We start from the raw sequence: 19,599 nt of genomic DNA, 5'->3' as shown, positions 1-19,599 counted from the left end.
GATCTCCTCTTACTGCAGAACCTCGGGGCCGCCCACTTCGTGGAACCGTACTGCCTTCATGATCTTTCCTTTCTTCAGGTGCTTCGAATTCGAAGCAATGGGATGAACGTAGCACTGCTTCGAATTCGAAGCAACATCTATACTGGGTTCATGAGCACACCACCCCCTCGCCTCTCCCCGACGGAGCTCGCGGCCTACTTCGCCTTCACAGAGGTGAGCAGCCTGCTGCGGCATGCGGTCGAGAAGCAGCTGCGCGATGTCGGCAAGCTCAGCTACGTGCAGTTCCAGCTGCTCGCCCGGCTCGGCGATGCTCCGGATGGGTCACAGAGGATGACGGATCTTGCCGATGGGGTCGTGTACAGCAGGAGCGGACTGACGTACCAGGCGCAGTCCTTGGAGGAGCGCGGGCTCGTCACGAGAGGGCCGTCACCAGAGGATGAGCGCAGCACCATCGTCGCGATCACGGACGAAGGGCGGGATGTGTTGGCGAAGGTGTTCCCGGGGCACATTGAGGCGGTGAAGACCCATCTGTTCGAGTCGCTCAGCGCGGGGGACGTGGAGATGCTCGCTCGAGTGATGGGGCAGGTCAGTGGGCATCTGCGGGCGGAACCGCCGCGGAGTGCTGGGGGGCGGAGGCGGAAGAGCAATTAGCCGAGCGAATCGCCCCGCGGCGGCATTCCGGGAGCGAGCCTCGCTAGTCGTCTCAACAGCGACCACGCCGGGCACATTTCTCTTTACGGCCGCGTCGCGGGTCAATTAGTCCTGATTCAGGAGATCCTCCAGCGTCGACAGCACCTCGAGCAACCGAGGCGAGGAATCTGGCACAGTGGCCAACGCGCGAACCTGCTCAGATAGGATCTGCTCCCCCGTTACTTTCTCCCCCTCCAGGATCTTGAGAGACTGTCGAGTCCGACTTGCCCAGCGCGCCTTCGCGTCCTTATTACCGGAGTGGGGTTCACCAATCATCTCCAGGATGAGCGCCTCGGGGTTGTACGTCGTTGGCAAGTAGGCGACGTGCGTCTGTACCCACTCGAGGGCCTGGCGTCTGATTTGAGCGAGGTGAGCGGCTTGCTGACCGTTTCCACCATTCCGGAGAAGCACGTCTGCCTTGAGGCCCACCTTGTTCAGTTCGTCCTGAAGCTGAGCATCGGGCACCTCCGCTGAGGCGAGAACCGCTTCCGCCGGTCGACAGTCGCCGTCGAAGAGCACGACACAGTCGGAGTCAAGCGCTATTTGCACCGCCACGACGCGTGACACCAGCGTTTCTGCTCCACCAGGCACGGGCAGGACCGAGAAAGATCGAACGAAGTCGATTCCGCGAAGACGTGCTGCGCGAAGCACGACTTCCTTCGCCAGCGAGTCTTCAACAACGATTGTCCGCTCGGCGATCCTGCCGCCGACGCGCGAGAAGGCTTGGGCGGGAGTGGCAGCTTGGGCAACAACACGCACTCGCCCACTGACGGAATCGAGATCGAGCAACTTCCGTCCGTTGTCCGGAAGATCTTCGACCATAGCCGGGGCGTGCGTTGCGAGCACGACCTGGTGCTTGTTCTTTACGCATTGCTTAGCCAGAAATCGCATCAGCTCACGTTGCGCGCCGGGATGCAGAGAAGTCTCGGGCTCATCAAGCAGTATCAAGCTGCCAGGCGTTGCGCGAGATATCGACCGCACGAGCATGATCGCCGCAAACTCACCGCTTCCGGCGTACGCCTCAGAGTACGTCCTGCCGTCGACAGCAAGCGACGCCGTGTACCCCTCCACATTGAAGAAGTCATGTTTAACAATTCGCACGGAAGAGTATTCGCGCTGCAGTATCGAACTCACGTCGCGGAGTTCATCCGCGGTCAACTCGTCAGCGGGTTCGAGAATACGATTGGCGCCGTACAACTCATGCTTGGCCTGTAGCCCTTTCATGGCAGCATCCACATGAGGAGCGCGACTACGAATCCGCTTCTTCTTTTCGTCCGGCTGATTCGCTTGCTTTCGCCAGTTGAAATGCATCAGGATGTCGTAGGCCGGTATCTCCTGGCGGAAGTCGAGGTACACAACCTCTTTTTCAATCGGCCGCCAGCGCGTCTTGTTTCGATACGCCTCATCCGAGGAATCCCCGGGATCCGGCATCTTCTTCATTCCGTCACGTAGCCTAGGCGCGCTGGTTTCGAAGTAGTCGGCACCCCGAGAAGACTTTCCAACCCGCGCCTTAATCACTTCAGCGTGAGCTCCGCTCGGTAGACGGTAAGAATGGATAAATCGGTGAGGATCTCCCTTGGTCTGGTCCAGTGGATCGAGGGGGGTGTCGAACCAGTAGTCTCCAATATCGTACTGGTTGGGAGAGCCTTGAAGGGCTCGGAGTATCGTGCTTTTATTAGTACCGTTCGGCCCTATCAACGCAGTCAGTGGATACGAAAACTCGATGACGCTTCCGCCGTGTAGATTCTTAAATCGGGGAAACCGTATAGACCGGATGAAGGGCTCCGAGATTCCAGCATCGACAAAGCCCTGCAATGTGACAAAATCACCCATTACCATCAGAAGCTTTCCAGGAGCTTCCGAGCGATCGCTTCGCCGAGAGGGATCGGCACCGCGTTGCCGATCTGCTTAGCGATAGCGGTCTTCGACCCGACGAACTTGTGTTCGGGCGGGAACCCCTGGAGCACCGCAGCCTCGAAGTGGGTGATCGCACGGTCCGCCTCGGGGTGCAGATAGCGTCCCTTCTCCGGCTTGAAGAACTCGGTGCGTATCGTCACCGCCGGGTCTTTCCATCGCAACCGTCCCATCACATCTGCAGAACCCGAAGTGTGCTTCACCCAGCACCTCGGGAGCAGATCCGGCCGCTTCTTCGCTATATCGAAGCGATTGCCACCGGGCCCGATCGTGGCGAACCGGTCAAGTGAGAGTTGCGTGTATCTCCGACCAAGGTGCAGCTCGTCACGTACGAACGGCCCCGCGAACTCCTTGCCCTCGAACTCGGTCGTTCGGTCGTCCACGAAGTCGATGCCCGCGACGTCCGTCGGGATCTGCGCCTCGGTAAAGGCGGCTTCGACGCTCTTGTGCGCTCCTTGGTGCGTCAGATCCGGCCATCCGGGGAACTCCAGAGTGCGGAGGTGCCCGATGATCACTGTCCGCTTACGCGCCTGTGGTGCGCCATAGTCGGCGGCGTTCAGAACCCTGTGCTGGAAGGTGTAGTCCTCGAGCTCTCCACCGGGCTGGGTTTCCGCCAGGAACAATCTGTACTGCGGCGACTTCGCGAATGCGGCGACGTTCTCGACGACGAAGTATTTTGGCTTCGCCTTCAAGATCGTCGCCATGTACTCACGCCAGAGCGAGTTGCGCTCGTCCTCCGCGTCCCGCTTTCCGAGCGTAGAGAATCCCTGGCACGGCGGTCCGCCCACGATCAGATCCGCAGACGGCACGTCCTCTTTCTCCAACCAGTCCTGGATGCTCCCCGGGAAGACGATCCCCTCGCCGAATGTCGCAGCATAGGAGGCGGCGGCTGCCTGATCCCACTCGACTGCACGCACGGTCGTAAAGCGCGCCGACGCCTGCTTGAAACCTGCGGTGAGCCCGCCGGCTCCTGCGAAGAGGTCTATGACGCGGATAGTACTCACGGTTTCGAATTCTATCCGTGCGGGTCAGCTGAGCTCGGAGGCGCGAGCAAGGTGTGCCGCATCCTCCTGCGGCCGCATCGCACTCAGCATGCGGCGCGTCAGTCGGGGTCGCTCGTCGCTGTCGAGGATCGACCATGCCATAAGCAGAAGAGGGCTGTCGGTCAGATCGCCCGCTGCACTCAGCGTCAGCCCCTGCGTGAGCAGTTGATGAATGCGGTCTCGTTCAGGCACGCCGAGCGCCGTGCGCGCGTGTTCACTCGCCAGCGGCCGCACGTCGCCCTCGTCGAGATCAAACACGCACCGTGCAAGCGCCGCTGCGATGTCGTCGGCCGCGGTGTCGACGGCATCGGCAATTCTCGCAATCGACCATCCGTCGCTATAGAGACCGAACACTCTGACCATCGTCGGCCAAGGGACCGCGGTGTGCTCCGCCGCCGGAGCGGCCTCCGCTGCGGGATCGAAACGAACTGGCGCTTCCTCTCCCGCTTCTCCCTTGACTGCCCTCGGCGCGGCAGCGCGCCCAGGAGCGGCCCCCTTGTCTCTGGACTGTCGTGCGCCCCTCGCCTCGCTCTCCTGTGGAAGGATCCCCGCAGAACGACGCATCGACTCGATCGCCTTCTTCTCGATTTGTCGGATCCGTTCCCGGGTGACGCCGAATGCATCACCGATCTGATCCAGTGTCTGCGGGACCCCGTCTTCCATTCCGAATCGCTTCCGCATCACTGCTTGTTCGCGGTCACTCAATGCGCTCAGCAGGTCATTGACTCGGCGTACCTTGTCAAAACGCTCCGCCCACTCTTCGGGACCGAACGCGTCGCTCTCCGTGAGTACGTCGACGACGGGAATGGGCATCCACGAACCGCTGTCCACCTTGACCGCGATAGTCGAGTCAAGCGACAACGGCTCGTAGAGGTTGTTGACGATCCCCCGAATCGCACCGACCGACTCAGCGCGCTGCTCCGCGACCGCGTGCAGACGCTCGGTTGCACTGCCCTCTGATTCGTTCCACTGCTGCTTGATCTCGGGCAGCTTCTCAACGACATGAACCGGAAACCGGATCATCCGTCCTCTATCCGCAAGCGCCCTGGTGATCGCTTGACGGATCCACCATGTGCCGTATGTGGAGAATTTCGTTCCCTGCGCATAGTCGAACTTCTTCACGGCATGGATCAGCCCGAGGATCCCCTCCTGGATCAGATCGCCGAGCTCGAGCCCGTTGTACTGATACTTCCGCGCGATCGATATGACGAGACGGACGTTCGACAGCACCATCCGGTCCTGCGCCCGCTTTCCTGCTCGTTCGACGAACGCTAGGTCGAGGGTCTCCTGGTCGAACACTCGACCACCATGCTGCTGCAGCAGCCGCTCACGCGCGAAGAGTCCTGCTTCGATCGCGGCACCAAGTGCGACCTCTTCCTCAGCCTCGAGTAGTGCGCTCTTGCGAACACCTCTCATGAAGTCGTCCAAGCCTTCGCCTGACACGTGCACGTGAGCTACCCGCGGGTCTGCCAACGGTTCGTCCGGATCGGCGCGCTCGACCACCGCTCGCGGTAGTTTCGGATCGCCGCCGATTATCGGCAGATCCACGCGCGCAACCTCCTGAGCTTCGCGCTGCGGGATCACGTTCGCAGCCATTCCGGCCTGCATCGCATCGAGCCGCTCCGCAGTAGTCGCCGCAAGCCGTTCCTTGCCGGCATGCGGTTCCAGCAGGAAGAACAGACTCGTCTTGATCAGTGAGAGATTCCCCTCGTCCTGTTCCAGGCGAGTTCGATGCCGCTCGTTCAACCAGATGATCCCAGTGGGCGGGTCGAAGACGAACAGCTGCTCATGGTCCAGCAGCTTCCAATCGAACGACACGGCAGCGTCGTCGCCCTCGCGCACTCCTACGGTCTGCTCGACGATCCCGCTAAGCGCCGAAGGGACACCCTCTCCCAGCTGGGCGAAGGGTCTGGCCCTGATCTCTCGGCGCTTCGACTGCGTCCATGCATCACGGCACGCATCCCAGAACGCCCGCAAGGTCACCCCGTCGGTGACCGCTCGCTCCAGCCCCTGCACGATGCTCGGACGGAGGATGACACCACGCTTCTCCGGGTTTATGACGAACGCGTCGAGCGCATCCTCGGCCAGGTCGATCGCGATCCTCGCCAACTGCAAATCCGGAGGGAGGTCTGAGCGGAAGCCACCCCAACCGCCCGACTGCAACAAGCGCCCGTTGCGGTAGATGTACAGGCCTTGGGCTTCGCGGCGTGATCTGCCGATAAGACCGCTCTCGACTCCTGGGGCCAGGACGAAAAGATCCGCGTGGATCACGACTCCGCCCTGCAACTGCACGCTCAGCCGACGCGGGTACCCGTTGATGCCCCAGCGGTCGAAGCCAAATGGATCTATCGGCCTGACTCGGCGAGGGGCACCAGTTTCGCCGCTGTCTTCGTCCATCTCCACGAGTTCGATCCGTACCCGGCCGTCCGCCAACAGGCGATGGAAGGTCAGTCCGAGTTCATCGCGAACCTGCAGGATAGTCCTTTCGATCCAACGCCTCCGCTCCTGGAGGGTCGTCGCCACCGATACAGATTCGAGGTGCGTCCATTCGACAAGCGTGCCCGACGCACCGACACCACGGAGTCGGAGGATCGCGGCCACGGCATCAGCATCGATGACGTCCGCGATGATGCCGTTCCCGCTCTGCCCCTTCGCCAATCGCATCCCCGCGGGTTGCGCGTGACCCGACGTCGAGTAAACGGATAGGACCCTCGCCTGGCTGAGCGATGCACCCTTCAGGCCGACACCGAAATGACCGAGCGATGAAGACCCATATTGCCTGCGACGTCCGATCGTCATAGCGTCGGCGAGCTGATGCGCGGTCATACCGCACCCGTCGTCGGCGATACGAATGGACCGGATCATCGAGTCCTTCACGACGAACATGATGGAGACCGAGCCGGCACCCGCGTCGATGCTGTTGTCGATCAGATCCGCGAGCGCGGATGTAAGAGTGTGTCCACGGCCCAACGCATCGAGCACGGACGCGTCCGGTTGCAGCACGACTCGTTCCGGTTCTGATCCGTCCGCCGTGGTGAAGTCGTCCATGCCGCTGATCGTACTGAACGGGCACGACATTCGGTTCAGGCTGCGACCGTTAGTCAAGGGCTCAGCCATAGGCTAGAAAAGGAAACACCAACAGGGGGATGTGCGCGAACGCACGCGCGCCGCGACCTCCGCACTGCAGGGAGCCGTCGTGTCGAAGAAGATGCTCATCGAGGTCGCTCTGCCCCTCGAAGCCGAAGATCGCAGCTCCCTCGCAGAGTTCCTCACGATCGCAGACAGTCGTCGTCGAGGGAGTAGTCCATTTGTCAAGCAACCCATCGCCGTCGTCCCACCTGGCAAAGAGGTGAGCCCGAGCATGCGTGAAGCCTTCTCCGAGTCGGTCGAGCTCGCGGAAAGTGAGCCCAGCGAGGACGCCTCACTGGTGAAGACTTGCTGATGCTGCTCTTCGCCAAGTACTTCGAGGGCTCGTATCTCGGTTCGCGGGAGACGGCCGAGCTCGAGGCATGGGATCAGCTACTGACCGCAGCCGTGCGGGATGAGTCCGAAAAGCAGGCGAAGGAGTGGAGAGATCATGACGACGAGCGATGAGCACCCTACCCACCTCGATCCGAGAACCGTCGAGGACTACTTCCGCCTCGGCGTCAAGACGGCCTTCCCCCTGTTGCAGTCGCCGTTCGTTCGAATGCAGATCGATCCGAGCCGCAACGAGATCGAACTGATGACTCCAGCGGAGGGCCCGGATCCCGAAGTGACGGCGTTCGAGCGGCTGTCTTTCGCGCGAGTCTCGCAGGGAGAGCAGGAGTGGTTCCGCCTTACCGTCGATGCTCGCGACATGCATTACGAGGGATACGTCCTGATCGAATCCGTCGTCGATCAGTTGCGCGCCGGCGCCTCGTTCCGGCACTCAGTATCAGAGGCGGTCTTCGCACTCAAGGACCTCGTAGCCAGTCGTCGACGTCTCACGGAGGAGAAGGAACTCGGGCTGATCGGAGAGCTCCTCGTTCTGCGTCACGCCGTCGAGGCGACGGACGAGACGGCCGCCATCGGATCCTGGATGGGTCCGCTTGCGGAGGAGCACGACTTCGCCTTCATCGATTTCGATGCTGAAGTGAAGACGACGAAATCTGAGTCCCGCACCCACCTCATCGGGTCTGACACGCAACTCGAGCCGTCGCCGGGCAGGCCATTGCACCTCGTCTCCATCCAGGTGACCCGCGCTGGCAACGCCGACACAGGATTCACCCTTCCGGACCTCATCGGCGAGGTGCGATCACTGCTCAATCAAACGCTTCGAACCTTCGACGCTGCGCTGGAAGGGCTGGGATGGCATCCGGAAGATGCCGACCTGTACAAAGTCGCCTATTCGCTGCGCTCCACGCCACGGGCGTACTTCGTGGACGACGAGTTCCCGGCGATCACCTCCGCACGCCTCGACAAAGTCGTGCCGAGGCGACCCCATGTCAGTAGCGTCACCTACCGTGTGAACGTGACCGATCTTGACCACTCCTCCGTCGACTTCCCGCTCGCCGACTTCTGTGAGGCACCCGCATGAACGACAGCGCCGACGCTCGCATCGCTGCATCTACCAAGAAAGTTCTCGATCAGATCCGGGACACGGGGCCGGATGAGTTGGTGTTCCTGGTCAGTACAGATCTCCGCAAGACGGACATCGCCCCGTCGGAGGAGCAAGTTCTTGCTGCGGTGACCGTCGATGCGCTGAACGATCCCACACGAAGGGCCATGCATATGGCCCTTGCTGTGTGGGACGCGGTCACCTCTCCGGAGTGGGCGCAGGGCACGGCGGCTGCCACCCCCGATCGTCGAGAGCGAATATACGAACTCCTCGAGCTCTCGAACGATGCGCGCGAACGACTGGACGACGAGTTCCCCAGCGCATCCCAGCTCGACACGATGATCGTCGACCCGAATCACTGGACGCCCTGGTACGACGAGGGACGCAAGAGCTCGCACGACTTTTACTGGCGCGCCTATCGCGGTGTGCTCGAGAAGAAGGGCTGGGACGTCGACGCGCTCGCGACGCTCGACCGCTCCACGAGCGAGATCGTTCAGCGACTCGCCGATCCCAGTGCACCCGAGGGCTATCAGACCAAGGGCCTCGTGGTCGGCCATGTGCAGAGCGGAAAGACCGCCAACTTCACGGGTATCGTCGCCAAAGCCATCGATTCGGGCTACCGACTCGTCATCGTGCTCACGGGCACCATCGAACTGCTCCGCGGACAGACGCAGCGTCGACTGGATATGGAGCTAATCGGTGAGGAGAACATCCTCGACGGCGTGGACCCCACGGATGCGGAAGCGATCCGAGACATCGATTACATCAGCACCAACGATTCCGACTGGGAAGATGGCAAGTTTCTGCAGCACGGCAAGGACGTGCACTCTCTTCCGGAGGTTCCGTCGATCAAGCGACTCACCACCGTCGGGAAGGACTATCGCAAGCTCCGCCTCGGGAAAGACGTGCTCGACTTCCGGCGCACGGGAGAGCTTGTCGACAAGGGCAAGCCCGTCTACGCGCCGGAGAACATCTTCTCAGTCGATGCACGAATCGCTGTGATGAAAAAAAATACGTCGTCGCTGCGGAATCTACTCCACGATCTCAAGAACATCCGCGCAGACGGCCGCGAGATCCCCGCACTCATCATCGACGACGAAGCCGATCAGGCCTCGGTGAACACGATCAACCCGCGCTCCAAGGCAGAGATCGCTGCAGAGGTGAAAAGGCGTTCGACCATCAACAAGCTGATCGCCGAGCTCCTCCGGGAGCTTCCTCGAGCGCAGTATGTCGGATACACGGCGACGCCCTTCGCGAACGTCTTCATCTCGCCGGAGGACTCCGAAGACCTCTTCCCGAAAGACTTCCTCGTCAGCCTTGAACCGTCCTCTCAGTACATGGGCGGAACGTACTTTCATGACCTCGGTGGGCTGCCCGATGAGGACAAGGGGGATCCTGGCCGTTCGAACGAGGCAGCCTTCGTACGCGACCTCAAGGCCGACGGAGACCACGACCCTTCTGCCGAGGAGTCCGAGATCCTCGAGGCCATCGACGCCTTCGTCCTCAGCGGCGCCATCAAGAAGTGGCGCGAGTCGGTGAGCGACTCCTTCTCGTACCGGCATCACACCATGCTTGTCCACGAGTCGGTGAAGACTTCGGATCAGGCGGATCTCGCCGAGAAGTTCCGCGACGTGTGGTCGACAGCTGGTTACAGCAGCCCGGCGGGCCTCTCGCGGGTCCGGAAATTGTTCGACGAGGACTTTCTCAGGGTTAACGAGTCCCGCTCCCAATGGATCGACCTTCCCTTGCCCGAGCGGTTCGACGACCTCAAGGTGTTCATCGGCGAAGCAGTCGACGCGATCACCGCGGACAGCGACCCTGTGGTGGTCGTGAATGGCACCAAAGAGAGCGACTACGACGCAATGGACTTCCAGCGTCGTCCGTACTGGCGGATCATGGTGGGCGGCGCAAAGCTGAGCCGTGGATTCACCGTCGAAGGCCTCACGATCTCCTACTACCGCCGTAAGGCGGTCGCGGCAGACACACTGATGCAGATGGGGCGCTGGTTCGGCTACCGCCCCGGCTACGGCGATCTCGTCCGTCTCTACATCGCGCGCAACATCGTCGACGGGCGCGGGAAGTCCTACGACCTCTACGATGCCTTCACCTCGATCATCGAGGATGAGGAAGCATTCCGCGCCCAGCTGCGGAAGTTCGCTGAGATTCAGGAGGACGGTCGGCCCGCGGTGCGGCCGATCCACGTGCCACCACTCGTCTTCCAGCAGTTCCCGTGGCTCAAGCCGACCAGCAGCAACAAGATGTACAACGCAGAACTCGCGTATGAGGGCGAAGGCGGCACGGTCAAGGATTTCAACTCCCATGATGATCGCGGCGATGGAGTGACGAACGCAAAGAACTTGGCCGCTGTGCGACCACTGCTCGCATCTTCGTCCGCCGCGCAGAAGTTCTACGGCGTCAACGGAACGGAGTTCGACGGGCGCTACGCCATCGTGTCGAACGACGCAGTCATCGCAGCGCTTCGAGAGATCAGGCTTTACGTCCCCGATCAGTTGAGTCCGACGATCAGGATGATCGAGACGGCCGCTGCCGAGGGGACACTCGATGATTGGGCTATCATCGCGCCGGAGTTGGGCGATACATATCGACGAGCTGTCGACGGGGTTGAACTGTCGATCAGCGAGCGCCAGCGACGCACAGATCGACCGGGGTATGCGGGTAGCGAGCGCCGCCATCGTGCTGCCTTGCAAGAGATCGCACGGCTCGAGGGTCGGCTCACTCCCGCGGGCCCGACTGCCGAGATGCTGTCGACGCCCACGCGAGGCGCCTTGCTCCTCACCTTCGCCTACGATCCGGAGCTCACCGACGAAGAAAAGAGCGGGGGAAGCGCCTATGGCCGTGCAGATGCCGACCGTGTCAAGCGAGCGAACTGGCCGACGAGTATCCCGCCCGAGAGCGTCGCCACTTTGATCTCTCTCGCCATGCCGTACGCCTCCGCGCCACGGGGCCGCATCGGCTTCCGCGTGCGACGAGACGGGGACGACGCCGACAAGCCCATCGTCGACACGCCCTGAGCGCCGCGGTTATGGACTCGGTGTCCGATTCCGGCTCATGGGCGTCAACTCCGGGGGTCGCACGATCCATGCGGTCCAACCGGAGACGCGACACGCGGCCGGAACTTGCCGTACGTCGGATACTTCATGCCGCCGGTTATCGCTATCGAGTCGATTTCACCGTTGACCCCTCGAACCGTCGACGAAAAGTCGACATGGCGTTCACGCGTGCGAAGTTGGCGGTCTTCATCGACGGCTGCTTCTGGCACGGGTGCCCCTTGCATGCGACGATCCCCGTCCGGAATCGCGAGTACTGGGAACCGAAGTTGCAACGGAATATCGAGAGGGATCGCGCGACGACTGAATCGCTCGAACATCTCGGGTGGACCGTGATTCGGGTATGGGAGCACACCCCTCCAGCTGAAGCGGCCATGACGATCAGTTCGGAGCTTGACCACCTGCGAGATGTGCGACCGTCATCGCGTCTTGATCATCAGGATCGACAGACGGAAGAATCGGGTAGCGACGGCTGAACGGCTTGGTCTTCTCGAAGAGCTGGTCACTCCATCTGATTCACTCCTCTCACTTGAAAGGCTCTCCATGGTCTCTTATGAGGACCGCGAAGAGCGTGTCACGCGCTACTTCCACTACCTCGCGCACGAGCTCCGAGAAGCCGGGCTCGCCGATGACTCGGACCGAATGATGAGCGCTGCGCTCAGGGAGAACTGGCTTGAGGAACCCGCACTGCGGAGCATCCTGGCGAACGGCATGCGCGCAGGCGTAGAAATGGCGTTCACCGTTGCGTACGAGAAGCGGGTGTTCGAGTTCTCACTCGGAGACAAGGAATCTCCCCTAGGGGAAACCGAGCGAGCGAACCTTGATGAGCTGTACTCGTCCTACGCCTCTCTCGTGCGATCTGAGTCCGTCCGCGATTTTGACGACGAAGACGTCACAGCTCGATTCGATGCGCTTTTCGCCGAATTGGAAGGCGTACTCGGAGCGCGCACACTCATAGAACTGCTGGGAGCTACCGAGCTGCGGAGCGTCTCACTAATCCCTCGAGCCACGGTTTCAAGCCTTCGCGCCTTCGTCGCGGAGCGCGAATGGGATCAGTTCCACACTCCGGAGAACCTTGCGAAGAGCATTTCGATCGAGGCTGGCGAGCTTCTCGAGAGCTATCAGTGGGGCGCGGAGCCCGATCAGGGTCATGTGGAGGAGGAACTGGCCGACGTCGTCACCTACTGCATCCACCTCGCGAACAAACTCGGTGTGGACCTCGAGGAGATCGTGATGGCGAAGCTACAGAAGACGGCCGCGAAGTATCCGGTCGAGCTCGCAAAGGGCCGCATGACCAAGTACACGGAACTATGACCGATATCCGTCACCTCGCATTCACACGGGAAGCAGTCGCGACCTGGGCGCAGGCGGACGCGCGACACACGAACTGGCCGGTCGTCTATTTGCTCGTTGGCTCTCGCAAGCTCTACGTCGGCGAGACCACGAGCGCACAGAAGCGCATGCGTCAGCACCTCGATGGGCCGAAGCGTGAGGCCGGCTTGAACAGCATCCGAGTCGTGATCGATGAGAAGTTCAACAAGTCGGTCTGTCTTGACCTGGAATCGCACCTCATTCGCTGGTTCTCCGGCGACGGCCAGTTCAGTATCCTTAACGGCAATGACGGCCTCAGCGATGCGCAGTACTACGACCGGGAGCTTTATCGCGAGTCGTTTCGTGAGGTCTTCGAAGCTTTGCGGGCCGAAGGCTTGTTCACGCGGAGCATCCCGCAGATCGAGAACTCCGACCTGTTCAAGCTGTCGCCGTTCAAGGCGCTCACCGACGATCAGGCGATCGCGGTCAGCGACATCGTCGACGGCCTACTCGAGGACCTCGCACACCCCCACGAACGGTCGACTCTCGTCGTGCAAGGAGATCCTGGCACCGGCAAGACGATCATCGCTATCTTCCTCATGAAGCTCCTTGCGGACATCCGCGACTACGCCGCCATCGACATCGAGCCGGATTCGATGTTCTCCGAGTTCTTCGTCCCAGAAAATCGCGAGATGCTGAAGAGCCTGCGCATGGCACTAGTCATCCCGCAACAGTCGCTCCGCGAATCAGTGCAGCGGGTGTTCCGCAAGACCCCCAAGCTCGATCCCGAAATGGTTCTCACTGCGTTCCAGGTAGGAGACGCTGACGCTGACTTCGATCTCGTTCTCGTCGACGAGACGCATCGACTGAATCAGCGCTCGAATCAGCCTTCTGGTCCACTGAACAAAAAGTTCAGCGATATCAACGTGCGGCTGTTCGGCGAAGATTCTCTAGACCGCACTCAGCTCGACTGGATCAAGGCACGGTCGAAACACCAGCTACTGCTAATCGATGCCGCGCAGAGCGTGCGGCCTCACGACCTGTCGCCTTTGACCCTCAGCGAGGTCGTGCGCAACGCGAAGGACGAGCATAGGCACTTCCGGTTGACGACCCAGATGCGCGTGCACGCCGGCGCAGACTACGTCGAGTTCGTGCGAAGAATGTTGCGCGGCGAGGCCCCTCCACTGCCTGATCTGGGCGAGTACGACCTGCGCTTCTTCGACGACCTCGGAAAAATGCGTGCGGCTATACGCCAGAAGGATGCTGAGGTCGGCCTGTCGCGGCTCGTCGCTGGGTACGCATGGGACTGGGTGTCGAACCCTAAGCGAAGCGAACCTGCCGAGTTCGATATCGAGCTCGATGGCGAGCGATTGCGGTGGAACAGCATAGATAAGGATTGGATCAACTCGCCCGGATCACTCGAAGAGGTCGGCTCTATTCATACTGTGCAGGGCTACGACCTGAACTACGCCGGCGTGATTATCGGACCGGATTTGCGCCTGGATGCTTCCGGTCGATTAGTTGCCAGCCCTGAGGACTATCGAGACAAGATGGGCAAGCTCCGCACGGGGAGCTTCCGACATGGCTTCACCGATGACGATCTGCTTGTCTTCATCCAGAACGTGTATGGCGTGCTGCTCACTCGCGGGATGCTCGGGACGTACGTGTACGTGTGCGACTCGGCGCTGCGAACACGAATCCGGGAGCACTTGACCGGGTCATAGGCCGAGAGGCGCGGCCGCCATCGGTCGGTCGACTGTGCGAGTAGCATGATCAGTAACAAGACGCACCGTTGCGAAACCCGAGCCTCAAGGAGCACCCCATGGCCCTCACCGCACACTCCACCATCGGCGACTGGCTGAACGACCCGACCGGCGGGCCACTCATCCGCGCACTCTTCGAGCAGACGGGCGCCGACCCCGAGCTCCTCACCCCCGTGCTCGGCCTGCCGCTGCAGCAGCTCGTCGCGATGAGCCAGGGCGCGATGCCGCAGTCCGTCGTCGACGACCTCGTGCGCGCAGCCAACAACGGCGAGATCCCTGAAGCCACAGAAGAGAGCGGCTGGACCGAGAAGCCCACCACCGGACGCTTCGCCGGCAAGACCGTGATCGTCACAGGCGCAGCATCCGGAATCGGCAAGGCCACCGCGTCCCGCATTGCCCGCGAAGGCGGACGCGTCATCGCCTCCGACATCGCCGCCGACAAGCTCGACGCCCTGAAGGCCGAGCTGCCGGATGCCGACATCACCACCGTCGCCGGCGACCTCACCACGCAGGACGCGATCGGCGCCGTCATCGCCGCCGCGGGCGACCGCATCGACGCCCTCGCGAACGTCGCCGGCATCAATGACGACTTCTCTCCCGCAGGCGAGACGACGGATGCCGTCTGGGACCGCGTCATCGCCATCAACCTCACCGCCCCGTTCAAGCTCATGCGCGCGGTGCTGCCGATCATGGAGAAAGCCGGCCGCGGCTCGATCCTCAACGTCGCCAGCGAAGCGGGCCTGCGCGGCAATGCGTCGGGCAACGCCTACACGGCCAGCAAGCACGGCATCATCGGCGTCACGAAGTCGGCGGCGTTCATGTACGGGCCGAAGGGCATCCGCGTGAACTCGGTCGCCCCGGGCGGCGTCGCCACCGGCATCCCGATGCCCCCGAACATGTCGGAGTACGGCTCCGGTCGCCTGGCCCCGTTCCAGCAGGCGATCCCGACTGTCGCCACCGCCGAGCACCTCGCCGCATCGATCACGTTCCTGCTGTCGGACGACGCCGTGAACATCAGCGGTGCCGTGCTGGCATCCGATGGTGGATGGTCGGTGCAGTAGACGACCTACGGAGATGCGGTGGGCTGGAGAGGCCCGCCCTGGTGTCGTCAACTATCAGTTAGACGGCGATGCAATGCGAAGCCTGGATGACTCCCTCAACCCGTCGCTTGATCACCAAAGCTGGTTGAAATCAAACCGGCCCGCTGCGCGGTGCACACCAGGATTGAAGTCATCGAACAGTGCGTCAACACTGTCGATGCCAGCGTCAAGAAACACCGCCATGCCGTTCAGGTCATTGCCGCTCGCCTGGAGCAGGTAGTGAGTCTTCGCTCGTCTCAACACGCCAGCATTGGGAGTGGGTGCGAACCCCGGAAGGGCGCTGCGATTGCCCGGTCTGGCGCCGGCCGTTCAGGATGCTCGTCAGGATCTACCGCCGGCGAACCTGAGGATATCTGTCCCGGCGCTGTCGAGGTGATCGCGCGCGGCGTGCAGATTGCCATGGACGTAGTCCAGAAGTAGTTCGTTCGCCACCGGCAACATGCTTCTCGGGCAGGCGCTCATCAGGTTCGCTGCGTAATGCGTGCGGCAGCGTTGCCCGACCTCGTCAGGCGGGTTCGCAGCGCTCGCTTCGACCAGCCCGGTGTGTACCTCGCTGGTGACGAGGCGGACCCCGCCGAGCCTGCGGGCGGCGAGGTCCACGAAGAAGCTGTTCCATGCCGCCGGGGTGTCGCTGGTCGCGATCCAAATGCTCGTCGCAGACCTCGTCGTGCCAGTGGATGTCGAAGAAGCCCGGGGTGACCCTCTTCGTTGATGCTCGCGACCGCCACAAAGGACTACCGGTCAATCAGCGGGCAACACAGTTTCGGCGGAGCCGGGATTCTTAGTCTCGGAGGCTTCCTGCGCTGCGAGGCAATGTGCTGATCGTCAGGGGTATCGGGAGCAGGCTTTCGATCACGCACGTGCCGGCGAGTGTGATTGCAGACCTGATTGGCGCGTAGCCGCACCACCTGACGGGAGCCCGTCCTGGCGTCGACAACTACGAGTTCTTTGCCAGGGTGCGGCTCTCTTTTCATGACTGAAACGTGGTCGCCACTGATCCGGGACCGTCGGCAGCCACCACTACCCTGAGTTCATGGAAGATCTTGTTCTGACTGCCAGCGACGATCACGTTGCGCGCATTGCACACGAAAGCGATCCCGTGCGGGCGATTGTCGAGCTGGTGTGGAACGCGATCGATGCCGAAGCGACTTCGGTGACGGTGACTCTGGAACGTAGCGCGATGGATGCAATAGACAACGTTCACGTTCAAGATGATGGGCACGGTGTCACCTCTGAGGAGGTCGCATCAACCTTCGGTCGCATCGGCGGCTCCTGGAAAGCTCTCAGCGAGAAGTCCAAGACTGGCAAGCGATACCTTCACGGCAAGCTCGGCGAAGGGCGACTTCGGGTCTTTGCGCTCGGCTCTCGCGTGAGCTGGACCAGCGTGAGCGACAACGCGATCGGCATGCGTGAACAGGTCACCATCACTGGAAGCCGGAGCAACCGAGATCGGTTCCGCTGGGACGCTAGTCCTTCCACATCAGCATCGACGGGCACGACCGTGACCGCGCACAACGACGAACAGCGCTCGCTCAGCGCACTCGACGCCGACGAAGTCGTGCCAACTCTTCGCTCCCACTTCGCCCCACTGCTGCTGAATGACACGTCGCTCACGATCTCCTACGACGGTTCGACGCTGGATCCGTCCCAGGAGATCGCGCAAGATACGACGATTCCTTTCCTGTTCGGTGCTGATGGCTCCCTGACCGCGTCTGTGCGAGTTATCGAGTGGAGAACTGGTAAGCACCGGGCGGTCTATTTCGGACCCGACGCCGATCACTTCCCTGTGGAGACTTCCGGAACCGGCTTCGACACTCAATTCACGTACTCCGCGTACGTCACATGGGATGGACTCGGCCTCGATGAGCTCGCGTTGCTCGGACTTGGGGATTTGGCTCCTGACGGCACCGGGGAACTGTGGACTGCGGCGAGGACGGCGATTCGCGATCACTTCAACTCGCGACGACGGGAGCGCCGCCGCGAGCAGGTCGAACGCTGGAAAAAAACTGGCATCTACCCCTACAAGAGTGAACCGTCCAACGAGACGGAGCGTGCTGAACGGGCAGTGTTCGATGTTGTCTCCGGGACGCTGGTTCCTCACATTTCGAAGACCAGGAAGGAAGCGCAGCTCACCCTGGAGCTCCTCCGCGATGCGATCCGTCACGACCCCGACAAACTGACGACAATTCTGCACGAGGTTGTGGCCCTCAATGATGTCGATCGCGACACGCTCACGAAGCTTCTGAGCGAGACCTCTTTGTCAGCAATTATCCGATCAGCCAACATGATCGCGAACCGGCACAAATTCCTTGCCGGGCTCGAACACCTACTCTTCAACCCCGACGACTCTGAAGAAGTCGGGGAACGAGACCATTTGCACAAGATTCTTGAGCACGAGCTCTGGATCTTCGGCGAGAGCTACCACCTCATGAGCAGCGAACGTGGGCTCACGCAGCTCGTACGCACCCACCTCAAGCTGGAGGAGCTTCCCACGAAAGGTGTGACGCCCGTCAAACGCTGGGATGGCACGAGCGGCCGCGTTGATCTCCACCTTGCGGCGCAGTACAAAGAACACGACCACGTCAGGCACTTAGTGATCGAGCTGAAGGCGCCGAGCGTGACGCTCACGCAGACCGAGCTCAACCAGGTGGAGGGTTACGCCAATGCTGTGCGCACCACGCCGGCGTTCGCGACGGATCGCGCGTCTTGGGACTTCATGCTCATTGGATCCGACTACGACGATCTGGTCGATGACCGGATTCATGCTGACTATCGCGATACAGGGCAGTTCTTAGCACCTGCGCCCAAAGCGGGACGCCCTCAAGTGCGCGCCTTCGTGCGTCGCTGGCGGGATCTTATTGACGAGAACCGGCGACGGCTGGACTTCGTTACGTCAGCTTTGGAACACGATCCCTCCATCGTCGAAGGACTCGCGTACGTGCGCGAGGAGTACAGCGACCTCCTGCCAGCCAACCTGGTGGCTGAACCCAATGACGGGAGAACCGAATGACGCACACGATGCAGCCAGCTCCGAGCAATCACAACCCGGCATGCCAACGTGCCGCCCAGGTGGGATGCGACTGCGACTGCTCGGGGATGATGCATCAAAGCAACATCTTGGTAGCCGCCTTCGAATCAGCGAAGACGCCTCCTGAGTTCGATCGAGAACTCACGAAGCTGTTCGGCTCGGCGTTCCGTACAATCTCAATCGATCCGACCAGCAGCGAAGCGACGCGCAGACTGTGGGAACCGATCGCGTCTGCAACCGCGCAAAAACAACGTTCACAGAGCGAGCAACGGATTGTCGACGTGGCCGTTCGAGACGTCCTGCGCATCGTTCACTCGATACCCCTCTCAGGTAAGGTTGGCTGGCTTCCGCTCCTGGAAGCAGTAACCTGCCACACGAGCTGGAGGAGCGTCGCGAATCAGGTTCAGCGCCTCTCCGGACAACACGACGAAGCGAGCGGGTTCTTCTGGAGCAGCGCGCTCGCCGCGGCTCTCGGCGCCGGCGCGAAAGCCCGGCCCGCACCAGCACCCACCGCCATGGATATTGCCAACTTCCCGGGCACGCAGTCGACTGTCTTCGATGAAGCACGCCACCCTCGCGCGAGATCCGGCAACACGGTCAAAACCATCAAGGAAGTGGCGCTCCCTGCTGCTTTCAACGTCGCAGCGGACACCTTGGCTACGGCGCTGGCCAGCTCGCCACTCCCTGTGCAGGAGAAGCTCACGGTGGTCGCGATTGCAGGGTTGGTCACGTCCGCCGATCTCTGGAGGCATCCGGCGGCCGTCCGCTATCTGCTTCTTCCTGCGATTCGCTTCCTGCGGAGTAACTTCGGCGGGAAGTTCTCACTCGACAACCAAGCCAAGCTGACCGAACAGATCATCGAAGATGAACTGAAACAGAAATGGAAAGACGGCGGGGTCTGGTGACGCGTCCCTGGTCTCAACGCCCTACAGCCCATTGGTCATCGACGGTGTAGCCTCCGGCCGCCGTTGGCGCGCGTTTCCTATAGTGCCCCTGGTTTGCATTCTGGCGATGATAGGTCATGTGTAGCGACGTAATGCCGACCGAACGGGAATCACTAAGTTGATTCTCCTTCGGCTGGTAGTTCAACCCGATCCTGGTTG

15 protein-coding genes and 1 pseudogene are annotated in these 19,599 nt (G+C 61.6%); 11 read left to right on the top strand and 5 right to left on the bottom strand.

Annotation, left to right across the window (positions count from 1 at the left end):
* Positions 1-150 precede the first annotated feature (150 nt).
* A complete protein-coding gene (locus DXT68_RS01100) occupies positions 151-651 on the top strand; it encodes a MarR family winged helix-turn-helix transcriptional regulator (RefSeq protein WP_045252777.1) in 501 nt (166 codons plus the stop codon).
* A gap of 105 nt (positions 652-756) precedes the next feature.
* Here the strand turns inward: DXT68_RS01100 and DXT68_RS01095 are convergent, their stop codons facing one another.
* Genes DXT68_RS01095 through DXT68_RS01085 form a run of 3 tightly spaced genes read right to left on the bottom strand, consistent with a single transcriptional unit; the run spans position 757 to position 6,695 of the window.
* Positions 757-2,523, bottom strand: a complete 1,767-nt coding sequence (locus tag DXT68_RS01095) for an ATP-dependent nuclease (protein ID WP_342353186.1) — start codon at positions 2,521-2,523, stop codon at positions 757-759.
* A gap of 5 nt (positions 2,524-2,528) precedes the next feature.
* Complete coding sequence (locus DXT68_RS01090) at positions 2,529-3,608, bottom strand: DNA cytosine methyltransferase (protein ID WP_045252779.1); 1,080 nt, start codon at positions 3,606-3,608, stop codon at positions 2,529-2,531.
* Positions 3,609-3,632: 24 nt separating this feature from the next.
* A complete protein-coding gene (locus DXT68_RS01085; protein ID WP_052677586.1) occupies positions 3,633-6,695 on the bottom strand; it encodes a sigma-70 family RNA polymerase sigma factor in 3,063 nt (1,020 codons plus the stop codon).
* Between the two features lie 148 nt (positions 6,696-6,843).
* Here DXT68_RS01085 and DXT68_RS01080 point away from each other — a divergent pair, with 148 nt between their 5' ends.
* The 8 genes from DXT68_RS01080 (at position 6,844) to DXT68_RS01050 (ending at position 15,429) form a co-directional block, all read left to right on the top strand.
* On the top strand, positions 6,844-7,089 hold the full coding sequence (locus DXT68_RS01080; protein WP_156149233.1) for a hypothetical protein: 246 nt from the start codon (positions 6,844-6,846) through the stop codon (positions 7,087-7,089).
* The gene (locus DXT68_RS16870; RefSeq protein WP_156149234.1) at positions 7,089-7,241 is read left to right on the top strand and encodes a hypothetical protein; all 153 of its coding nucleotides are present in this window, start codon (positions 7,089-7,091) and stop codon (positions 7,239-7,241) included. The genes DXT68_RS01080 and DXT68_RS16870 overlap by 1 nt, the downstream gene beginning before the upstream one ends.
* Positions 7,225-8,205: a PD-(D/E)XK motif protein gene (locus DXT68_RS01075; protein WP_045252781.1), complete on the top strand. Its 981-nt coding sequence runs from the start codon at positions 7,225-7,227 to the stop codon at positions 8,203-8,205. The genes DXT68_RS16870 and DXT68_RS01075 overlap by 17 nt, the downstream gene beginning before the upstream one ends.
* Positions 8,202-11,258: a Z1 domain-containing protein gene (locus tag DXT68_RS01070; RefSeq protein WP_052677587.1), complete on the top strand. Its 3,057-nt coding sequence runs from the start codon at positions 8,202-8,204 to the stop codon at positions 11,256-11,258. The genes DXT68_RS01075 and DXT68_RS01070 overlap by 4 nt, the downstream gene beginning before the upstream one ends.
* Positions 11,259-11,269: 11 nt before the next feature.
* Complete coding sequence (locus DXT68_RS01065; RefSeq protein ID WP_342353185.1) at positions 11,270-11,770, top strand: very short patch repair endonuclease; 501 nt, start codon at positions 11,270-11,272, stop codon at positions 11,768-11,770.
* A 520-nt stretch (positions 11,771-12,290) separates the two neighbouring features.
* Positions 12,291-12,608, top strand: a complete 318-nt coding sequence (locus DXT68_RS17165; RefSeq protein ID WP_045252797.1) for a nucleotide pyrophosphohydrolase — start codon at positions 12,291-12,293, stop codon at positions 12,606-12,608.
* Positions 12,605-14,329: a DUF2075 domain-containing protein gene (locus tag DXT68_RS01055; RefSeq protein WP_045252782.1), complete on the top strand. Its 1,725-nt coding sequence runs from the start codon at positions 12,605-12,607 to the stop codon at positions 14,327-14,329. Before DXT68_RS17165 ends, DXT68_RS01055 begins: the two co-directional genes overlap by 4 nt.
* Before the next feature lie 98 nt (positions 14,330-14,427).
* Positions 14,428-15,429, top strand: coding sequence for an SDR family NAD(P)-dependent oxidoreductase (locus tag DXT68_RS01050; protein WP_045252783.1), 1,002 nt, complete (start codon positions 14,428-14,430; stop codon positions 15,427-15,429).
* A 111-nt stretch (positions 15,430-15,540) separates the two neighbouring features.
* Here DXT68_RS01050 and DXT68_RS16865 read toward each other — a convergent pair whose 3' ends face one another.
* Positions 15,541-15,708 (bottom strand): hypothetical protein, encoded by a 168-nt coding sequence (locus DXT68_RS16865; RefSeq protein WP_156149235.1) that lies wholly within the window; start codon positions 15,706-15,708, stop codon positions 15,541-15,543.
* An 81-nt stretch (positions 15,709-15,789) separates the two neighbouring features.
* Positions 15,790-16,119 (bottom strand): annotated as a pseudogene (locus DXT68_RS01045) (transposase); the annotation flags it as partial.
* Positions 16,120-16,501: 382 nt separating this feature from the next.
* Between DXT68_RS01045 and DXT68_RS01040 the strand changes: the two are divergent.
* Entirely contained in the window at positions 16,502-18,478 is a 1,977-nt protein-coding gene (locus DXT68_RS01040; RefSeq protein ID WP_045252784.1) for an ATP-binding protein, read from the top strand.
* Positions 18,475-19,401 carry a hypothetical protein gene (locus tag DXT68_RS01035; RefSeq protein WP_156149236.1) on the top strand — a complete coding sequence of 309 codons (927 nt, stop codon included), beginning with the start codon at positions 18,475-18,477 and terminating at the stop codon, positions 19,399-19,401. Before DXT68_RS01040 ends, DXT68_RS01035 begins: the two co-directional genes overlap by 4 nt.
* Positions 19,402-19,599 lie beyond the last annotated feature (198 nt).

The organism is Microbacterium foliorum (assembly GCF_003367705.1).
Taxonomy (GTDB): domain Bacteria; phylum Actinomycetota; class Actinomycetes; order Actinomycetales; family Microbacteriaceae; genus Microbacterium; species Microbacterium foliorum.
The sequence above is the reverse complement of the archived record's forward strand: the minus strand, read 5'-3'. Positions and strand labels throughout refer to the sequence as shown.

Bases quoted from the DNA above. Each gene is read 5' to 3' on its own strand.
- DXT68_RS01100 (WP_045252777.1), top strand. From the start codon at position 151: ATGAGCACACCACCCCCTCGCCTCTCCCCGACGGAGCTCGCGGCCTAC.
- DXT68_RS01095 (WP_342353186.1), bottom strand. From the start codon at position 2,523: ATGGGTGATTTTGTCACATTGCAGGGCTTTGTCGATGCTGGAATCTCG.
- DXT68_RS01085 (WP_052677586.1), bottom strand. From the start codon at position 6,695: ATGGACGACTTCACCACGGCGGACGGATCAGAACCGGAACGAGTCGTG.
- DXT68_RS16870 (WP_156149234.1), top strand. From the start codon at position 7,089: ATGCTGCTCTTCGCCAAGTACTTCGAGGGCTCGTATCTCGGTTCGCGG.
- DXT68_RS01075 (WP_045252781.1), top strand. From the start codon at position 7,225: ATGACGACGAGCGATGAGCACCCTACCCACCTCGATCCGAGAACCGTC.
- DXT68_RS01070 (WP_052677587.1), top strand. From the start codon at position 8,202: ATGAACGACAGCGCCGACGCTCGCATCGCTGCATCTACCAAGAAAGTT.
- DXT68_RS01065 (WP_342353185.1), top strand. From the start codon at position 11,270: ATGGACTCGGTGTCCGATTCCGGCTCATGGGCGTCAACTCCGGGGGTC.
- DXT68_RS01055 (WP_045252782.1), top strand. From the start codon at position 12,605: ATGACCGATATCCGTCACCTCGCATTCACACGGGAAGCAGTCGCGACC.
- DXT68_RS01050 (WP_045252783.1), top strand. From the start codon at position 14,428: ATGGCCCTCACCGCACACTCCACCATCGGCGACTGGCTGAACGACCCG.
- DXT68_RS01040 (WP_045252784.1), top strand. From the start codon at position 16,502: ATGGAAGATCTTGTTCTGACTGCCAGCGACGATCACGTTGCGCGCATT.
- DXT68_RS01035 (WP_156149236.1), top strand. From the start codon at position 18,475: ATGACGCACACGATGCAGCCAGCTCCGAGCAATCACAACCCGGCATGC.